Origin of the sequence: Kitasatospora sp. NPDC028055 (genome assembly GCF_040637885.1) — a bacterium.
In the GTDB taxonomy this organism is placed as follows: domain Bacteria; phylum Actinomycetota; class Actinomycetes; order Streptomycetales; family Streptomycetaceae; genus Kitasatospora.
Genome location: NZ_JBEZXE010000019.1, coordinates 1 through 15,832, shown reverse-complemented (window position 1 = coordinate 15,832; position 15,832 = coordinate 1). Strand labels below are relative to the sequence as shown.

The 15,832-nt window shown below is 74.7% G+C and carries 14 protein-coding genes and 2 pseudogenes; 6 read left to right on the top strand and 10 right to left on the bottom strand.

The window, feature by feature from the left end; all coding sequences use genetic code 11:
- Nucleotides 1-97: 97 nt before the first annotated feature.
- The 6 genes from AB0F71_RS20245 to AB0F71_RS20220 all read right to left on the bottom strand — a co-directional run bounded on the left by AB0F71_RS20245 (nt 98) and on the right by AB0F71_RS20220 (nt 5,938).
- Nucleotides 98-451 (bottom strand): DUF742 domain-containing protein, encoded by a 354-nt coding sequence (locus tag AB0F71_RS20245; RefSeq protein WP_360236052.1) that lies wholly within the window; start codon nt 449-451, stop codon nt 98-100.
- Nucleotides 448-894, bottom strand: a complete 447-nt coding sequence (locus tag AB0F71_RS20240) for a roadblock/LC7 domain-containing protein (RefSeq protein ID WP_360236049.1) — start codon at nt 892-894, stop codon at nt 448-450. Before AB0F71_RS20240 ends, AB0F71_RS20245 begins: the two co-directional genes overlap by 4 nt.
- Entirely contained in the window at nt 891-2,750 is a 1,860-nt protein-coding gene (locus tag AB0F71_RS20235) for an ATP-binding protein (protein ID WP_360236046.1), read from the bottom strand. Before AB0F71_RS20235 ends, AB0F71_RS20240 begins: the two co-directional genes overlap by 4 nt.
- A gap of 209 nt (nt 2,751-2,959) precedes the next feature.
- Entirely contained in the window at nt 2,960-3,970 is a 1,011-nt protein-coding gene (locus AB0F71_RS20230) for an MBL fold metallo-hydrolase (RefSeq protein WP_360236043.1), read from the bottom strand.
- Nucleotides 3,971-4,091: 121 nt separating this feature from the next.
- The gene (locus tag AB0F71_RS20225; protein ID WP_360236040.1) at nt 4,092-4,895 is read right to left on the bottom strand and encodes a hypothetical protein; all 804 of its coding nucleotides are present in this window, start codon (nt 4,893-4,895) and stop codon (nt 4,092-4,094) included.
- A 116-nt stretch (nt 4,896-5,011) separates the two neighbouring features.
- Complete coding sequence (locus tag AB0F71_RS20220; protein ID WP_360236037.1) at nt 5,012-5,938, bottom strand: GNAT family N-acetyltransferase; 927 nt, start codon at nt 5,936-5,938, stop codon at nt 5,012-5,014.
- 309 nt (nt 5,939-6,247) lie between these two features.
- Here AB0F71_RS20220 and AB0F71_RS20215 point away from each other — a divergent pair.
- From AB0F71_RS20215 to AB0F71_RS20205, 3 genes and pseudogenes are all read left to right on the top strand, one after another.
- A pseudogene (locus AB0F71_RS20215) lies at nt 6,248-7,575 on the top strand (DUF692 domain-containing protein).
- A 28-nt stretch (nt 7,576-7,603) separates the two neighbouring features.
- A complete protein-coding gene (locus AB0F71_RS20210; protein WP_360236034.1) occupies nt 7,604-8,695 on the top strand; it encodes a TIGR04222 domain-containing membrane protein in 1,092 nt (363 codons plus the stop codon).
- A 69-nt stretch (nt 8,696-8,764) separates the two neighbouring features.
- Nucleotides 8,765-9,547, top strand: coding sequence for a TIGR04222 domain-containing membrane protein (locus AB0F71_RS20205; protein WP_360236031.1), 783 nt, complete (start codon nt 8,765-8,767; stop codon nt 9,545-9,547).
- 78 nt (nt 9,548-9,625) lie between these two features.
- Here the strand turns inward: AB0F71_RS20205 and hemQ are convergent, their stop codons facing one another.
- The 3 genes from hemQ to AB0F71_RS20190 are packed head-to-tail and all read right to left on the bottom strand — an operon-like array spanning nt 9,626 to nt 12,417.
- Nucleotides 9,626-10,351 carry a hydrogen peroxide-dependent heme synthase gene (gene hemQ, locus AB0F71_RS20200; protein WP_350509318.1) on the bottom strand — a complete coding sequence of 242 codons (726 nt, stop codon included), beginning with the start codon at nt 10,349-10,351 and terminating at the stop codon, nt 9,626-9,628.
- Nucleotides 10,348-11,790 (bottom strand): protoporphyrinogen oxidase, encoded by a 1,443-nt coding sequence (gene hemG, locus AB0F71_RS20195; protein ID WP_360236028.1) that lies wholly within the window; start codon nt 11,788-11,790, stop codon nt 10,348-10,350. Before hemG ends, hemQ begins: the two co-directional genes overlap by 4 nt.
- Nucleotides 11,791-11,823: 33 nt before the next feature.
- On the bottom strand, nt 11,824-12,417 hold the full coding sequence (locus tag AB0F71_RS20190) for a Uma2 family endonuclease (RefSeq protein WP_360236025.1): 594 nt from the start codon (nt 12,415-12,417) through the stop codon (nt 11,824-11,826).
- Nucleotides 12,418-12,472: 55 nt separating this feature from the next.
- On the opposite strand from AB0F71_RS20190, the pseudogene AB0F71_RS20185 reads away from it, so the two are divergent.
- A pseudogene (locus tag AB0F71_RS20185) lies at nt 12,473-12,667 on the top strand (DUF523 domain-containing protein); the annotation flags it as partial.
- Nucleotides 12,668-12,769: 102 nt separating this feature from the next.
- On the opposite strand, the gene hemE reads toward AB0F71_RS20185, so the two are convergent.
- Entirely contained in the window at nt 12,770-13,783 is a 1,014-nt protein-coding gene (hemE, locus tag AB0F71_RS20180) for a uroporphyrinogen decarboxylase (RefSeq protein ID WP_360236394.1), read from the bottom strand.
- 235 nt (nt 13,784-14,018) lie between these two features.
- Between hemE and AB0F71_RS20175 the strand changes: the two genes are divergently transcribed.
- A complete protein-coding gene (locus tag AB0F71_RS20175) occupies nt 14,019-14,678 on the top strand; it encodes a DUF3000 domain-containing protein (protein ID WP_360236022.1) in 660 nt (219 codons plus the stop codon).
- Nucleotides 14,679-14,997: 319 nt separating this feature from the next.
- Nucleotides 14,998-15,714: a response regulator transcription factor gene (locus tag AB0F71_RS20170; protein WP_350511717.1), complete on the top strand. Its 717-nt coding sequence runs from the start codon at nt 14,998-15,000 to the stop codon at nt 15,712-15,714.
- The last annotated feature ends 118 nt before the right edge of the window (nt 15,715-15,832 follow it).

Sequence of the window (15,832 nt, the reverse complement as noted above, 5' to 3'; positions counted from 1 at the left end):
CGACCGCCCGGCCGGGAGGCCGTGGTCGGAACCGGGGACCTGGCTGTGGCCCGGGCCGGGGCCGGGGCCGGGGACCTTGCCGGGGCCGGAACCGGGGTCACCGGAGCGCACGGAGTCCAACGAGGAGCCTCTCGACGATGGAGCGGTCGGTCTGCTGGGCGCGCGGGATCGGCGCGCGGGCGCGCAGGCAGCCCGCCTCGACCAGGTCGGCCGCGAGGAAGACGGTGGCGCTGACCGGCAGGCGCAGGTGCGCGGCGGCCTCCATCACGGTCAGCGCGCCGGGGCGCAGCAGTTCCCAGAGCCGGCGGTGCTCCGGGTCGAGGTCGGCGGGCGGTTCGGCGCGGTCCGCGAACAGGACGGTCAGCCGCTCGAAGCCGTCGGTGCCGGGGCGGCTGCGGCCGCCGGTGGCCAGGTAGGCGGGCACCATCCGCCTGCGGGGGACGGCGCTCATGACCCGGTCGGGGTGCCCTGCGCGCCGGCCTCCTGCTGCCGGGACGGGCTGGCCAGGGCCCGGCCGAGGGCGGCGACCTGAAGCTGCATCTGGTAGGCCACGTTGCCGAGTTGGGCGTCCGGGGCGGTGAACACGGCGAGCGAGGTGTTCTCCCCGGCGGGGACCACGATGGCGTAGCCGAGGTCGGACTCCACCACGGTCTGGGCCAGTCGGGGCCGCTCGACGTCGGTGAAGGCGGTGGTGAAGGCGCGGGCCGCGGCGTGCACGGTGGCGGTCATCGCGGCGACCCGCTCGGCGGAGGCCCGGCCGAGGCTGTCGGAGGCGGCCTCGACGAGGCCGTCACCGGTGGCGACCACCGCGTGCAGCACCCCCGGGAGCTCCAGCAGCGGGTTCAGCACCCAGGAGATCTCTTCGGTGGCGGTCGGGCTGGGCGAGCTGCTCACTGCTCGGCTCCTTCTAAGGTCGGTCCGGTGGTGTGGTCACCGGTGTCGCGGCCGGCGGTGGTGTCGCCGGTGCTGCGGGTCTCGCCGGTACTGCGGGTGTCGCCGGTGCTGCCGGTCCCGTCGGTGCTGGGGGTGTCGCCGGTCGCCGTGCTGCCGGGGGTGCCCGGGGCGGCCTGGGCCGCCGCGGCCCGGCCGGAGTCGGTGCCGCGCTGCAGGGCCTGCCAGTGGGCGGCGGCCCGCTCGGGGGTGCGGACGTACGGTGCGGGCTGCTCCCCCGGGCCGCCCGCGGCCCCGGCGGCGGGTGCCCCGGCGGACGCTCCCCCGGCGGCCGGTGCCCCGGGCGCCGACCCCCGTTCCTCGCCGCCGCGCGGGCGGCGGCGGCGCCGACTGGGCAGGCCGCTGCCGTCCCCGTCGGGGGTGGCCCCCGCCTCCGGGTCGGGCACCACGTGGATGGCCGGCGCCGGGTGCGGCCCGGGCTGGTTGTGGCGGTCGGCGAGCACCGGCGGGCCCTGCTCGTCGGCGTCGCGCATCGGCGGGACGGCCGCGACGGTGGGCGCCGGCGCCGGGCCGCCGCCGGCCCGCAGCGGCAGCGGGGTGAGCACGGACAGCGGCTGCTCGTCGTCCACCGTGGTCACCAGCGCGGCCGGGATGCGCAGGAGGGTCCGCATACCGCCGTACGGCGAGGGCTCGATGTGGCAGGTGAAGCCGTACTGGCGGGCCAGCTTGCCGACCACCGCGAAGCCGGTCTTGGGCGGGTTGCCCAGCTCGGTGAGCAGCACGTCCGCCGGGCCGGCCAGCAGTCGGCGGGCCCGGCGCAGCTGGTCCTCGTCCATGCCGATGCCGCTGTCGTCGACGATCACCAGCGCGCCGCGGCCGCCCTGCTGGACGGTGACCGGGACGTCGGTCTCCGGGTGGGAGTAGGCGGTGGCGTTGGCGAGCAGTTCGGCGATGGCGATGGCGATCGGCTCGGCGGCCCGGGCGACCACGGCCAGCCGCTGCTCGCGCAGGTGGTTGGCGACCTTGATCCGGGCGTAGCCGGGCACCCGGGAGAGCGCGCCGACGACCACCTCGGCGAGCGGGGAGTCGGTCCGGGCCAGGCCCGGCCAGGCCTCGCAGAGCACGGCGACGGTCTGGATCCGGCGCAGCGCGACCTCGTTGCGGAAGTCGACCTCCAGCAGCCGGGGGTCGTCGTTGTCGTGCTGGAGCTGCTGGACCAGGCTCTGGATCTGGTAGAGCAGGGTCTGGATCCGGGAGGTGGCGCCGCGCATGGCGGCCCGGGCGGCGGCGTCGACCCGCTCGCGCTCGTCGGCGAGGGCCGCGGTGGTGGCGTCCAGCACGGACTGCAGCGCCCGGACGCCCTCGGGGCCGACGGCCTGCGGGTCCAGCGGGCCGACCGCCGGGGCGTTGGTGTGGGTCAGCCGGACGGCCGTGGCGACGACCCGTTCCTGGGCGAGGTGGCCGATCTCGGCCAGCAGCGCGGCGGCGGCGCGGTCCGCGGCGGCCAGCCGGGCCTCGGCGGCCGCGGCGCGGGCGTTCGCCTCCCCGATGCCGGCGTTCGCCTCCTTGGCCCGGGCGTTGGCGGCGGCGCCCCGCTGGTCGGCGGCCCGGGTGTGCTCCTCGGCCCGCCTGGTCTGCTCGGCGGCGTTCCGTACGGCCTCCTGGGCCTCGTCCCGCTGGCGTTCCGCGCGGGCGAGTTTGGCCTCGGCGGCGCGGGCCTGCTGCGCGCTCTGGCCGAGCGCGGCCTCGGCGGCCACCGCCCGGCGGACGGCCGCGGCCCGGCCGCGGGCGAGCACGACCGCGGCCGCGGTGGCGGCCAGCGCCAGGACGATCAGCGCGATCAGCGCGATCTGCGTCATCGGGGTCCTCGGGTGTCCTTGCTGCTCGGCCCGGGCCTGCGCCCGGGGTGCGGTTCCGGGCGGAGCTCGGGAGCGGGGTGCGCGCGGGTGCGCTGGTGCGGGTGCGGGAGTGCGGGTGCCGGGCGCGCGCGGGGTCCGGCCGGGGTTGCGGCCGGTGTCCCGGCGGTCGGTACCCGGCGGCCGGTGCCCCGGCGGTCAGTTCCCCGCGGTCAGTTCCCGGCGGAGCGCGGACGCGGGATCCGGGCCGAGTCCTCGGCCAGTTCGCGGGCCACCAGGGCGACCTGGCCCATGGCGTCCAGGATGCCGGGCAGCTCGGAGCCGTCCAGGTGCCGGTACTCGGCCGCGACGGTGAGCACCAGCCGTTCGGGCAGGCCGAGTTCGGGGTGGCGCTGCTCGGCGATCACCCGCCGGGCGGCGTCCAGCGCGGGTATCCCGGCGGCGTGCAGGGTGTGGGCGCGCTCGCGGACGTACGCCAGGTAGCCGATGTGCTCCTGGACGCCCTCGCGGTCGAGCACCGGGCCGTGGCCGGGGACGAAGATCTCCGCGCCGGTGTCCAGGGCCTGTTCGCAGGCGCCGATGACGTTCTCCAGCGGGCCGGCCCAGTGCGAGGGGTGGTCGCCGGGCTGCTCGGGGGTCGAGGAGAAGATCACGTCGCCGGTGAACACGACGCGCTGGTGCGGCAGGTGGACCATCAGATCGCCGCCGGTGTGGGCGGCGGGCAGGCTGGTGATCCGCACCGGGTAGCGGCCCACCTTGAGCTCCAGCTCGCCGGTGAAGACGGTGTCCGGGTGCACCGGCTCGGTGGTGGACCAGTCGAAGCCCCCGAAGTGCTCGCGGAGGTAGCCGCCGAGCGGGGAGTCCGGGTCGCTGTTGGTGAGCAGGGCGTGCTGCTGCTGGGGGGTGGGCTCCCAGTGGATGTGCTCCAGCGCCTCGCGGGTGGCTATCACCTCGGCGTCGGGGAGCACTCCGGCGCCCCACAGGTGGTCGCCGTTGGCGTGGGTGACGACCACCCGGTCGATCTCGACCCCGGTCGGCAGCAGGCGCCGACTGGCGGCCAGGAACTCCCCGGCCAGTGAGGGGTCGTACGGGGTGTCGATCCAGAGCGCGGTGGTCTCGGAGGCCAGCAGGCCGCAGTTGGCCAGGCCCCAGCCCCGCTTCGGGGGGAGCCACACGTACAGGTCCTCGGCAATCGCGCTCACGTTCGCACGGTTGATCGTCATGCGCGCGATTATGCCCATGTTGTGTCAGGGATGGGGCAAAAGCTGTACGACCAGCTGGAGTTAGTGCCCCGTTCCCTCCCGCACTGTCCGGATTCGCACCACGTGGTCGAGACCAATCGTCTCACGGCTCGGGACGACTCGTGGACACCTCACCCCGGAACCCCGACGGGACGTCGGACCGCTGGGCGGGCAGCACCCGGCAGACCTCGACCGTGACGTCCACCGTGTCCAGCCCGATCACCCGCCCCTCCACCGCGACGAATCCTTTCTCCCCCGAGCGGAACAGCGCCGCCAGCGGGGAACTCCGGTTCGCCGAGGTCAGGGCCTCCACCGCCATCGCCGAACCGAAGGCGAACACCCCGCAGAGCACGACGCAGGGCGCGTGCCGGGGCGTACGGGTGACGAAGATGAAGCCGTGGTCGCGGATCAGCTCCCCGGCCGGGTTGTACAGCGCCTCGAAGGTCATCCCGCCCCAGCGGGCGCGGGCCTCGTCCGGGTACTCGACCGCGAAGTCCGGGAACACCGCGTCCAGCACGCCGCCGGAGTAGGAGTTGACGCCCGGCCCGCCGATCGAGAAGGTCGGCATCCGCGGGTCCTGCGCCCCCGCCACCACCAGCTCGATCGTCGCCTTGCGGTTGACCTTCCGCAGCAGGTCGGTCAGCTCCGCTATCGCCCTGGCCTCGGCCATCGGCACGAACAGCACGTTCTTCGGCCCGCGGCTGGTCAGTTGGCAGCCGTCCGAGGTGAAGGCGAACTCCGCCACCTCCAGGCTCGGGATGACGATCTGCACCCGCCCGTACGGCGCCAGCAGCGCCCGCAGGAAGCCGTAGCGGAGGAACAGCATGGTGCGGGCGAGGGAACGGGCCGCGAGGAAACCGATCACGGCCGGAACCGATGCGATCAGCACCTGGAGCAGGATCTCCATATGATCCCCCGGGGGAAGACTCGACCACGAACTGTGCGCCCTGGTCATGTCCCCGTCCGTGGCCGGAAATACCCCCCTTCGCGGCAAATCGGGGGCTCGGGCCCGCGCGCCCCCCGTCACCCCAGGCGCTTGATCCCCCTGCGCTCCCCCGCGCAGCGCTCGTACCCCAGCCAGGCGTTGATCGCCAGCATCGGCGCGTTGGTGGCGTCGTTGCTGGTGTACGCGCGGCGGTGGCCCGCCGCGGCCGCGCGCCGCAGCGACTCCAGCTTGGCCAGCTTGGCCAGCCCGCGGCCGCGGAACTCCCGGCGGCAGGCGGTGAACCCGGACCAGTAGCGGTCCACCCCGTCGGTCTGCGCCAAGGTGAGGGCCGCCGGCTCGCCGTCCACCACGGCGACCACCGTCAGCCCGAGGTCGAGGTCCGGCCGGGCCCAGTCGCCCCGCAGCCACTCCTCGTAGTCCAGGGCGTCCATCACCACCTCGCCGGGCTCGTCCCGGATCGCGTCCGCCTCCACCAGGAACAGCGGGCGCGGATCGTCCGCCCAGTCGGTGGCCGGGCGCAGCTCGACGCCGGCCGGGCGCGCCGGCGCCGGCGGCAGCGGGAGGGTCAGGTCCCGCCCGCCGAAGTGGGCTTCGCGCCCCAGCTGGTAGCCCCGGGCGGTGCCGAAGGCCAGGGCGGCGGGCTCGTCGTCCAGCCAGGTGTGCAGTTCGGCCACCCCGTGGGCGGTCAGGTGCCGCTCGGCCGCGGCCAGCAAGGCGGTGGCCGCGCCGCGCCGCCGGAACTCCGGCAGCACGCTGCCGTTGGCGTAGCCGACGCCGGTGGTCGTCGTCCCGAGCACCAGTCCGCAGCGCACCGCGCCGACCACCCGGCCGTCCAACTCGGCGACGAAGGTGCGGAAGTGCTCCTCGGGATTGGTCCGGGCGTTCATCCAGAGCAGCGCCTCGGCGCTCATCACCAGGTGCTCGCGGCCGGCCCGGTGGGCGGCCGCCACCGCCTCGGCGTCGGCGGGGCGGAAGTCTCGGATCGTCAGTTCGGTATCAGTCATGGATTCGCACGCTATCCGCGCCCGCCCTCGGCCGCCTCCGAATTTCCCGCCGACGGGCCGCCCGCCTGTGGAGTCGCCCCGGGCGGGGGCCGGAGTCCTCGATCGCCGGGACGGCAAGCTCAAATAATGCTCTGAGAAGACCGGGTGAGGCTTGGCAGCCACCCCGCCCGGGGACATCCTCAGCAACACGGCCACGCGGTCCTGGCGACGACGCCCGCACCGTCCGACGGCCTCCCCACCCGGCCCTCCGAAGGGGGCGAACCGATGACCTCCCCTGCCCTGGACCTGCCCGGCTCCGCCGCCGCCACGGTGGACACCGCCGCTACGGACACCACTGCTACGGACACCGCCTCGCCCCGGCTCGGCGTCGGCCTCGGCTGGCGCAGCGAGATCGACACCGTGGTCGAGCGCCAGCCCGGCCTGGACTGGGTCGAGGTGGTCGCCGAGAACGTCTGCGCCGACCACCTGCCCACCTCGCTCACCGTCCTGCGCGAACGCGGCGTCACCGTCGTCCCGCACGGCGTCGGCCTCGGCCTCGGCGGCGCCGACCGGCCGGACCGGGGCCGGCTCGACAGGCTCGCCGGAACGGCGCTCGCGCTCGGCTCCCCGCTGGTCACCGAGCACCTGGCCTTCGTCCGGGCCGACGGCCTGGAGGCCGGCCACCTGCTGCCCGTCCCGCGTACCCGGGACTCGCTGCGGGTGATCGCCGAGAACGTCCGGATCGCCCAGGACCAGCTCCCGGTGCCGCTCGCCCTGGAGAACATCGCCGCCCAACTCGCCTGGCCCGACGACGAGTTCACCGAGGGCGAGTTCCTCGCCGAACTCGTCGAGCGGACCGGCGTCCGACTGCTGATCGACGTGGCCAACCTGCACACCAACCGGGTCAACCTCGGCACCGACCCGGCCGCCGAGCTCGACCGCCTGCCGCTGGAGGCGCTCGCCTACGTGCACGTCGCCGGCGGCACCCTGGTCGACGGCGTGTGGCACGACACCCACGCCCACCCCGTCACCGAACCGGTGCTGGAGGTCCTGGCCGAACTCTGCGCGCGGGTCGAACCGCCCGGCGTCCTGCTGGAACGGGACGCCGACTTCCCGCCGCCCTCCGAACTGGCCGGTGAACTGGACGCCATCCGTCGGGTGCTGGAGGGGAGCACCCGATGACGCCCGACCTGGACCGCGTCGAGCCGACCCGGCCCGCAGGCGCCGAGGACGCGACCGGTGACCGCACCGAGTGCGCCACCGGCAGCGCCCGGGAGCGCCTGGCCCGGCGCCAGACGGAACTGCTGGCCGCCCTGGTGGCCGGCGGGCCCGTCCCGCCCGGCTTCGACCCGGACCAGGTCCGCGCCCAGTCCACCGGCCTCGCCGCCAAGCGGCGCGACACCACCGCGAAGGTCGCTCCCGACCTGCCCCGCCTGCTCGGGGCGCAGTACGGGCCGCTCTTCCTCGCCTACGCCCGCACCCACCCGCAGACCGGCGGCTACCACGCCGACGCCCGGGCCTTCGCCGCGTGGGTGCTCACCGACGGCGGCCCGTCCGCCGCCGACCACCGCCGCGCCCTGGAGCAGTGGCTCCACCCGGCGCCCGAGCCGCCGCCCGGCCCACTCGCCAGGCTGCGCCGGGCCCTGCGCGGCCACTGATCCGACGTCTCACTCGGGGGAACCGCCCATGTGGCACAACAGCTACTTCCTGATCCCGGCCCTCCTGCTGGTCGCGGCCGCGCTGTACGCCTCCCAGGCCCGGCAGCGGGTCACCCACGTGCCCCGCCCGCAGGGCCTGCCCGGCCGCGGCCTGCCGCTGCTGGACACCGCCTTCCTGGCCGGCGGCCCGGGCCGGGTCTTCGACACCGCGCTGATCCGGATGCACCTCGGCGAGCAGGTCGTGATCAACCGCGCCGGACTGGTCACCCTCACCGGCGCCCGGCCGTACGACGCGGTCGACCAGGCCGTGCACGACGCGGTCGGCCCGACCGGCAGCCGGGAACTCGGTGCGCTGCGCCGCACGGTGACGCGCTCCGCCGCCGTCCAGGAGATCGGCGACCGGCTCGCCGACCGCGGCCTGATGCGCCGTCCGGAACGGCTGCACCGGGCTCGCATGGCACGGCGGCTGCTCTGGCTGGCGATGCTCGACGTCGTGGTCTTCGCCGGGCTCGCCCTGCTGCTGGACGACGGCGCCGCCCTCTACGACCGCCCCAACCTCTGGTACCCGGGCCTGCTGCTGTTCCTCGGCGCCGTCACCCTGCTCGCCACCCGCCCGGCCGACGGCCGGGTCACCCCGGCCGGGCACCGCCAGCTCGCGCTGATGCGGGGCGGCACCCCGTGGACGCCCGGCTCCGGCGTCTCCCCCCGGCTGACGGGCGGCGCGATGCTGGGCGCGGTCGCCCTCGGCGGCCTGGCCGCGGCCGCGCTGGACAACCAGGAGCTGGAGGCCGCGATGCTGGCCGCGGCGGCCGAGGACGAGGCGCTGCGACAGGCCCAGGCGTCCTCGTCCTTCTTCTCCTCGTCGTCCTCGTCGAGCGGGTCCTCGGCCGGCAACTCCTCGTCGAGCGACTCCTCGTGGAGCGGTTCCTCCTGCGGCGCCGCCGCCACCGCCTCGTGCGGCTCCGCCGGCTCCGGCTCCACCCACCACCACTCCTGCGGCTCCTCGCACCACTCCTCGTGCGGTTCCTCGCACTCCAGCAGCTGCGGCTCCTCGCACTCCAGCTGCGGTTCCTCCTCCAGCTGCGGGTCGAGCTGCGGGAGCAGCTGCGGCGGCTCCTGACGTCACAGTTCGGTATCGCGCCCCGGGAAGCCGTTCCCCGCGCCGGGGCGCCAGGCATAGAACAAGCCCATGTGGTTGCTGTTCCTGATACCGGCCTGTGTCGCGGCGGTGCTGTCCTGCCTCCGGCTGGTGCGGATGACCGCCACCGCCGATGCCCTCGCCGACCAGGACGGGCTGCGCCCGCCGGAGGCCGTCGGCATCGGACTGTACGAGACGGCCTACCTGGCCGGCGGCCCGGACCGGGTGGTCGAACTCGCCCTCGTCCTGATGGCCGGCCGCGGCCGCCTGCACCTCGCCCACACCGGCTGGACCACCGTGGTCGACCCCAGGGGCCGCAGCCGGCTGGAACGGGCGGTGATCGCCACCGTCGGCCCCGAGGGCCAGTGCCGTACCGACGAGCTGCGCCGGGCGATGGGCGAGCACCCCACCGTGCTGGAGATCGGCGCCCGGCTGGCGCTGGCCGGCCTGGCCACCCCGGCCCTGGTCCAGCGCAACACCGTGGTGGCGGTGCGCCAGGTCCGGCACGCGATGCTGCTGACGGTGGTGCTGCTGGCCGCCGCGGTCTCGCTCAGCGGCTTCACCGGCGGTGACACCCTCGCCCCGTTCGCCTGGTTCGCGCTGCCGCTGGTGCTCACCGCGGGCACCCTGCTGATGGCCCGGGTCGACGTCTACCCGTACACCCGCTGGGCCTCCCCGACCGGCCAGGAGGTGCTGCGCGAGGTCCGCCCGGCCCGCCAGCACGGCCTCGCCGACGACGAGGAGCGCGAACTGCTCACCGCCGTCGCGATGAACGGCCCCGCCGTGCTCCCCGACGCCCGCCTGCGCGCCGCCCTGCGCCCGCACCGCGGCTGAACCGCGGCCGAACCGCACGAACGCCGGAGGCCGGCTCCCCGCCCGAGCGGGGGGAGCCGGCCTCCGGTGCAACGCGGGTCAGACCAGGCCGTTCAGCAGCTCGCTCACCGGCTTGCGGCGGCCGGTGAAGAACGGCACCTCCTCGCGGACGTGCAGCCGGGCCCGGGAGGGGCGCAGGTCGCGCATCAGGTCGACGATCCGGTGCAGCTCGTCCGCCTCGAAGGCGAGCAGCCACTCGTAGTCGCCGAGCGCGAACGAGGCCACCGTGTTGGCCCGCACGTCCGGGTAGCCGCGGGCCATCTGGCCGTGCTCGGCGAGCATCGCGCGCCGCTCGGCGTCCGGCAGCAGGTACCACTCGTAGGAGCGGACGAAGGGGTACACGCAGACGTAGTCGCGCGGGCGCTCGTCGGCGAGGAAGGCCGGGATGTGCGACTTGTTGAACTCGGCCGGGCGGTGCAGCGCCATGTTGGACCAGACCGGCTCCAGCTGGCGGCCCAGGCCGGTACGGCGGAAGCGGTTGTACGCCTCCTGGAGGTCGTCCGAGTCCTCGGCGTGCCACCAGATCATCAGGTCGGCGTCCGCGCGCAGCCCGGACACGTCGTAGGTGCCCCGGATCGTCACGTCCTTGGCGTCCAGCTGCGCGAACAGCTCGTCCACCTCGGCGGCGAGGGCGGTGCGGTCCTCGGGCAGGGCGCCCTTGAGCTTGAACACCGACCACATGGTGTAGCGGATGACCTGGTTCAGGTCGCGTGCCTTCTTCTTCTCGGGCCGCTGCTCGGGCTCCCGCTCAACGCTCTCAGTCATGCGCCCATTGTCCTCTCCGTGGAACCGTCCCCGGTCGCCGGGGTCGACGGTCTGTCGATGTGCTCGCCGACGGCCGCCACCGCGGCGGCCGCCGAAGCGATGCAGGCCGGGATCCCCACCCCGTCGTACGCGGCGCCGCACAGCGCCAGGCCGCCCACCGCCCGCACCGCCGCCCGCACCCGGGCCACCCGGTCCGGGTGGCCCACCGGGTACTGCGGCAGGCCCGCCGTGAAGCGCGACACGAAGGTGTCGTACGGCCGGGCGGTCAGGCCGACCGCCTCCTCCAGGTCCGCCAGCGAGCGGGCCACCAGCTCCTCGTCCGGCAGCTCCAGCACCTGGTCCTCGCGGTGGCGGCCCAGCGAGGTGCGCAGCAGGAAGGCGTCCGGGGCGGAACGGTCCAGCCAGCCCCACTTGTTGGAGGAGAAGGTCGAGGCCTTGATCCGGCGGCCGTCCACCGGCGGCACCAGGAAGCCGCTGCCGGCCGGCGGCCCGGGCAGGTCGGCGCGGCGGAACGCCAGCGTCACCAGGGCCATGCCCGCGTACTCGACGGTGTCCAGCTCGGCGGCCGCCGTCGGGGCGTCCGCCCGCAGCAGCCGGGCCGCGGCCGGCGCCGGGACGGCCAGCACCACGGCGTCGGCGGTCAGCACCTCGCCGCCGGCCACCACCCGCCAGCCCTCGGGGGTGCGGCGCAGCTCCTCCACCGGGGTGTCGGTACGCAGGTCCACGCCCGCCCGCACACAGGCCGCGGCCACCGCCTCCGGCAGGGTGCCGAGGCCGCCGCGCAGGCCCTGGAACACCGGGGTGCCGACCACCTGCGGCCGGGACGCCAGCGCGTGCACCCCCTCGACCAGCGAGCCGCCGCCCTGGGCGATCGGCAGCAGCTGCGGCACGGCGGCGCGCAGCGAGATCTCCTCGGCGCGACCGGCGTAGACGCCGCCCAGCAGCGGCTCCACCAGCCGGTCCACCACCTCCTGGCCCAGCCGGTCGGCGACGTAGCGGCCGATCGCGACGTCCTCCCCGACCTCGCCGGCCCGCTCGTGCCGGGCCCGCTCCAGCCCCTCGGCGCTGAGCACCCCGGAGGCGGCCAGCGCCTCCAGGTCGCCCGGGACGCCCATCACCTGCCCGCCCGGCAGCGGTCGCAGCGCGCCCCTGGTCCAGATCGCCGCCTTCGCGCCGGTCGGCGGCTCCAGCTGTTCCCCCAGCCCGACGGCCCGGGCCAGCTCGACCGCCTCCGGCCGCCGCGCCAGCACCGACTCGGCCCCGAGGTCCACCCGGACCCCGCCAACCTCGCCGCCCCACAGCTTCCCGCCGACCCGCCCCGACGCCTCGAGCAACGTCACCCGCGCCCGCGCCGGCCCCCCGGCCGCCCCGCTCAGGAAGGCGGCCGCAGCCAGCCCCGCGATCCCACCACCGACGACGACGACCTGTGCATCCGACATGCTCGCAGTCTCGCAGGTCTTTACGCCGGAGCCTCAATCCGCTGCACGCTCGGGCTTCGCCGGTACCAAGCCGTCCAGGTCGATCGAGATCGGGAACGGCACCGGCCGCTCCAGCGTGCTCCGGAAGATCCCGGCCGGGACGTACGAGGAGGTCACCCGCTCCAGCTCGAAGACGTGGACGACGGGCAAGCCGTCCTCCTCCTCGACGATCCAGTAGTGCGGGATACCGGCCTCTGCGTACTTGCGGACCTTGACCGTACGGTCGCGGTGCGCGGACTCCGGCGAGACGACCTCGACGACGAGCGCCACCTCATCAGGGACGAACTGGGTGCGATCGGCATCGAATTCGGCCTTGACGACGAGCACATCCGGCTCGGGGCGATTTCGTTTGTCGAGCTTGATCGTCATCTCCCGCCCGACCCGGTACCCCTCCGGCGTCTGGGGCCGCAGGGCGTACACGAGGTCCGTGACGACATCACCGTGCCACCACCGCTGGGGGGACATCATGAAGACCAGTGCTCCGTCGATCAGTTCGGTGTGACGTGGCGCCTGCGGCAGGTGGTCGAGGTCATCGGCGAACCAGCCCTCGGCTCTGGGCGCGTACATCCAGTCCGGCAGCTCACTCATGCCCCCAAGATAGCGAGTCCCGAGGCGCGGAGAGCCGCTGCTTGGTCTGTGCGCCATGGAACCGATCGTGGTGAGTGCGTGCCTGGCCGGAATCCCCTGCCGCTACGACGGGCGGGCGAAGTCGTCCGTGTCCGGTGCCCGGGCAGCGCCGGCGGCGGCCGAGGTGGCAGGCGCGCGGCGGGCGCTGCTGATGGCGCGCAGTCCGTCGTGCGGCTGCGGGCAGGTGTACGACGGGACGTTCACCGGGGAGCTGCGGCGCGGGGACGGGGTGACGGCGGCGCTGCTGCGGCGGGCGGGGATCGAGGTCACCACCGGATGGCCCGGGTCCGGCCCGCCGCCGCAGCCCGACGCGTCAGCGCGCGCTGGCCTCGTGCACGAAGGAGACCAGGCGGCTGAGCGCGTCCGGGTCCATGGACGGCATCACGCCGTGGCCGAGGTTGAAGATGTGGCCGCTGGTGCCGAGCGCCTGGGCGGCGTGCAGCACCTCGCGGGCCTTGGTCTCGACGACCTTGGTGGGCGCGTACAGCACCGCCGGGTCGAGGTTGCCCTGGAGGCCCTTGCCGGGGCCGACCCGCTCGGCGGCGACGTTCAGCGGCACCCGCCAGTCGACGCCGACGATGTCCGCGCCGGCCTGGCCCATCAGCCCGAGCAGCTCGCCGGTGCCGACGCCGAAGTGGATCCGCGGCACGCCGTAGTGGGCGACGGCGTCGAAGACCTTGGTGCTGGCGGGCATCACCGAGCGGCGGTAGTCGTCCGGGGCGAGCGCGCCGACCCAGGAGTCGAACAGCTGGACCGCGGAGGCGCCGGCCTCGATCTGCACCTTGAGGAAGGCGGAGGTGATGTCGGCGAGGCGGTCCAGCAGGGCGGCCCAGAGCTCGGGCTGCCCGTACATCATGGCCTTGGTGTTCTCGTGGTTCTTGGAGGGACCGCCCTCGATCAGGTAGCTGGCGAGCGTGTACGGCGCACCGGCGAAGCCGATCAGCGGGGTCCCGCCGAGCTCGTCGACCAGCAGGCCGACGGCCTCGGTGACGTAGGGGACGTCGTCGGGCTCCAACGGGCGCAGCCGGTTGAGGTCCTCGAAGGTGCGGATCGGGTCGGCGATGACCGGGCCGATGCCGGGCTTGATGTCCACGTCGACGCCGACGGCCTTGAGCGGCACCACGATGTCGCTGAAGAAGATCGCCGCGTCCACCTTGTGCCGGCGCACCGGCTGGAGGGTGATCTCCTTGACCAGCTCGGGCCGCATGCAGGACTCCAGCATGGGGATGCCCTCGCGGACCTTCAGGTACTCGGGCAGCGAGCGGCCCGCCTGGCGCATGAACCACACCGGCGTGTGCGGCACCGGCTCGTGCCGGCAGGCGCGCAGGAACGCGGAGTCGTGCGCGGCGCCGCGGCGCGCGGGGGTGCTTCGGCCGTCGAGGGTGGCCGCCGTCGGGTCTGCCGTAGTCTCGCTCACGGGTCAAATCTTCGCATGCGCCCGGGGGCGCACTTCCCGGGCGGTCTCGTCGGTTCCTCCAAGATCTGGCCGGTTTGCCGTTCCGGCACGCCGCTCGGACGGAAGTTGCGGCGATAACCCGGGTCTTCGACCTAGTCTTCGGGGCATGGCAGCGGTCGGCGGGCACCCCGCACAGGGTGGCGGAACAGGTGGCGGAACGGGTCGGGAGGGGGCGCCGAGCGAGTTCCGGGCCGCCGTGGAGGCCCTCGACGGGGCGCGGCTGCGGCCGGAGCTCCAGCTCTCCCCCGCACCGGCCCCGCGCCGGCTGGCCCCGTACGCCTTCGCGCTGACCGCCACCGTGGAGGTGGACGACGAGGAGCTGGCCGACGGCCGGCTGGTCCTGCTGTACGACCCGGCCGGGCAGGAGGCCTGGAACGGGGAGTTCCGGGTGGTCACGATGACCCGGGCGGAGCTGGAGCCGGAGATGGCCGGCGACCCGATGCTCTCCGAGGTCGGCTGGGCCTGGCTGCTGGACGCGCTGCAGGCGCACGGCGCCGGGTACGCGGAGCCGTCCGGCACGGTGACCCGCTGCGCCTCGCAGTACTTCGGCGGCCTGGCGGACCGCCCCGCCGCGACCGAGATCGAGATCCGGGCCTCCTGGACGCCGGCCGACGGCCGGTTCGAGCGGCACCTGGCGGCCTGGGGCGACCTGCTCTGCATCAGCGCCGGGCTGCCGCCGGCCAACCCGTCCCCGCCGCCGGCCGAGGTCACGTCACTCGGTGGAGTGGTCCCGATGCCCGCCCGGCGACGCCCCCGGTCGCACTGAAGGGTGGCGTCCGAGCCGGAGGGCACCGCCTGCCCCGACGCCACCCCCAGGACTGACGGAGTGTGACTTCGGCCCCGCTCTGCGTCAATTACCTGTTCAAAGTCGATCGATCTGTCACGGATCTGATCGATTTTGTACGAATTCCAGGCATGTCGCATCAGTCATATGCGCGATTTGTCCGTATTGTTACTCACTAGATCGTGATCTTTCGCTAAAGCCGGGCACGGTAGCTGCCGAAGCAGACTGTGACCCTTTCCGAACGCGGAACACTCCGACCGCCCCCTCGGGGTTCCGTCCGCCACTCCCCGCAGGAGGCCTGGTGTCGGTCCTTCTTGAGCACCCCGCAAACGTGGTCGCCTACCGCCCGACCAAGCCCACCGCCATGGTGGTCATCGCCGATCCCCGCGTCCGAAACACCGTCACCCGCCACCTCTGGGCGCTCGGCGTCCGCGACGTGATCGAGGTGTCCTCGATCGCCGAGGCCCGCCCCCGGGTCTCCACCCCGCGCGACATCTGCGTCGCCGACGTCCACCTGCCGGACGGCTCCGGCCTGACCATCCTCGCCGAGACCCGCGCCGCCGGCTGGCCCAACGGCCTGGCCCTGTCCGCCGCCGACGACATCGGCGCGGTCCGCAGCGCGCTCGCGGGCGGCGTCAAGGGCTACGTGGTCACCGGCACCCGCACCAACGTCGCGATGCCCGGCCGCCCGGGCCTGCCGCTCGGTGCCGCCGGGCTGGCCGGCCGGATGCGCCGCCCCGGGATGCCGGGCATGCCGGGCGCCGCCGGCGCCCCGGGCGCACCGGGTGCCCCCGGGGCGCCGGGCCCGCAGCAGACCGCCTACCGCGAGCTGTCCGGCCGCGAGGTCGAGGTGCTGCGGCTGGTCGCCGAGGGCCAGTCGAACAAGGCGATCGGCGTCGCGATGGGCCTGTCCGCGCTCACCGTGAAGAGCCACCTGGCCCGGATCGCCCGCAAGCTCGGCACCGGCGACCGCGCCGGGATGGTCGCGGTCGCGCTGCGCACCGGCATCATCCACTGAGCCGGGCGGGGCCGGACGGCTCCGCGAACCGTCGGCGGCCCAGGAGGAACGTTCCTCCTAACAGATAACAGCGAACGGATGACAGGTGACAACTTTCATCATCTGTTATCCGTTCGCT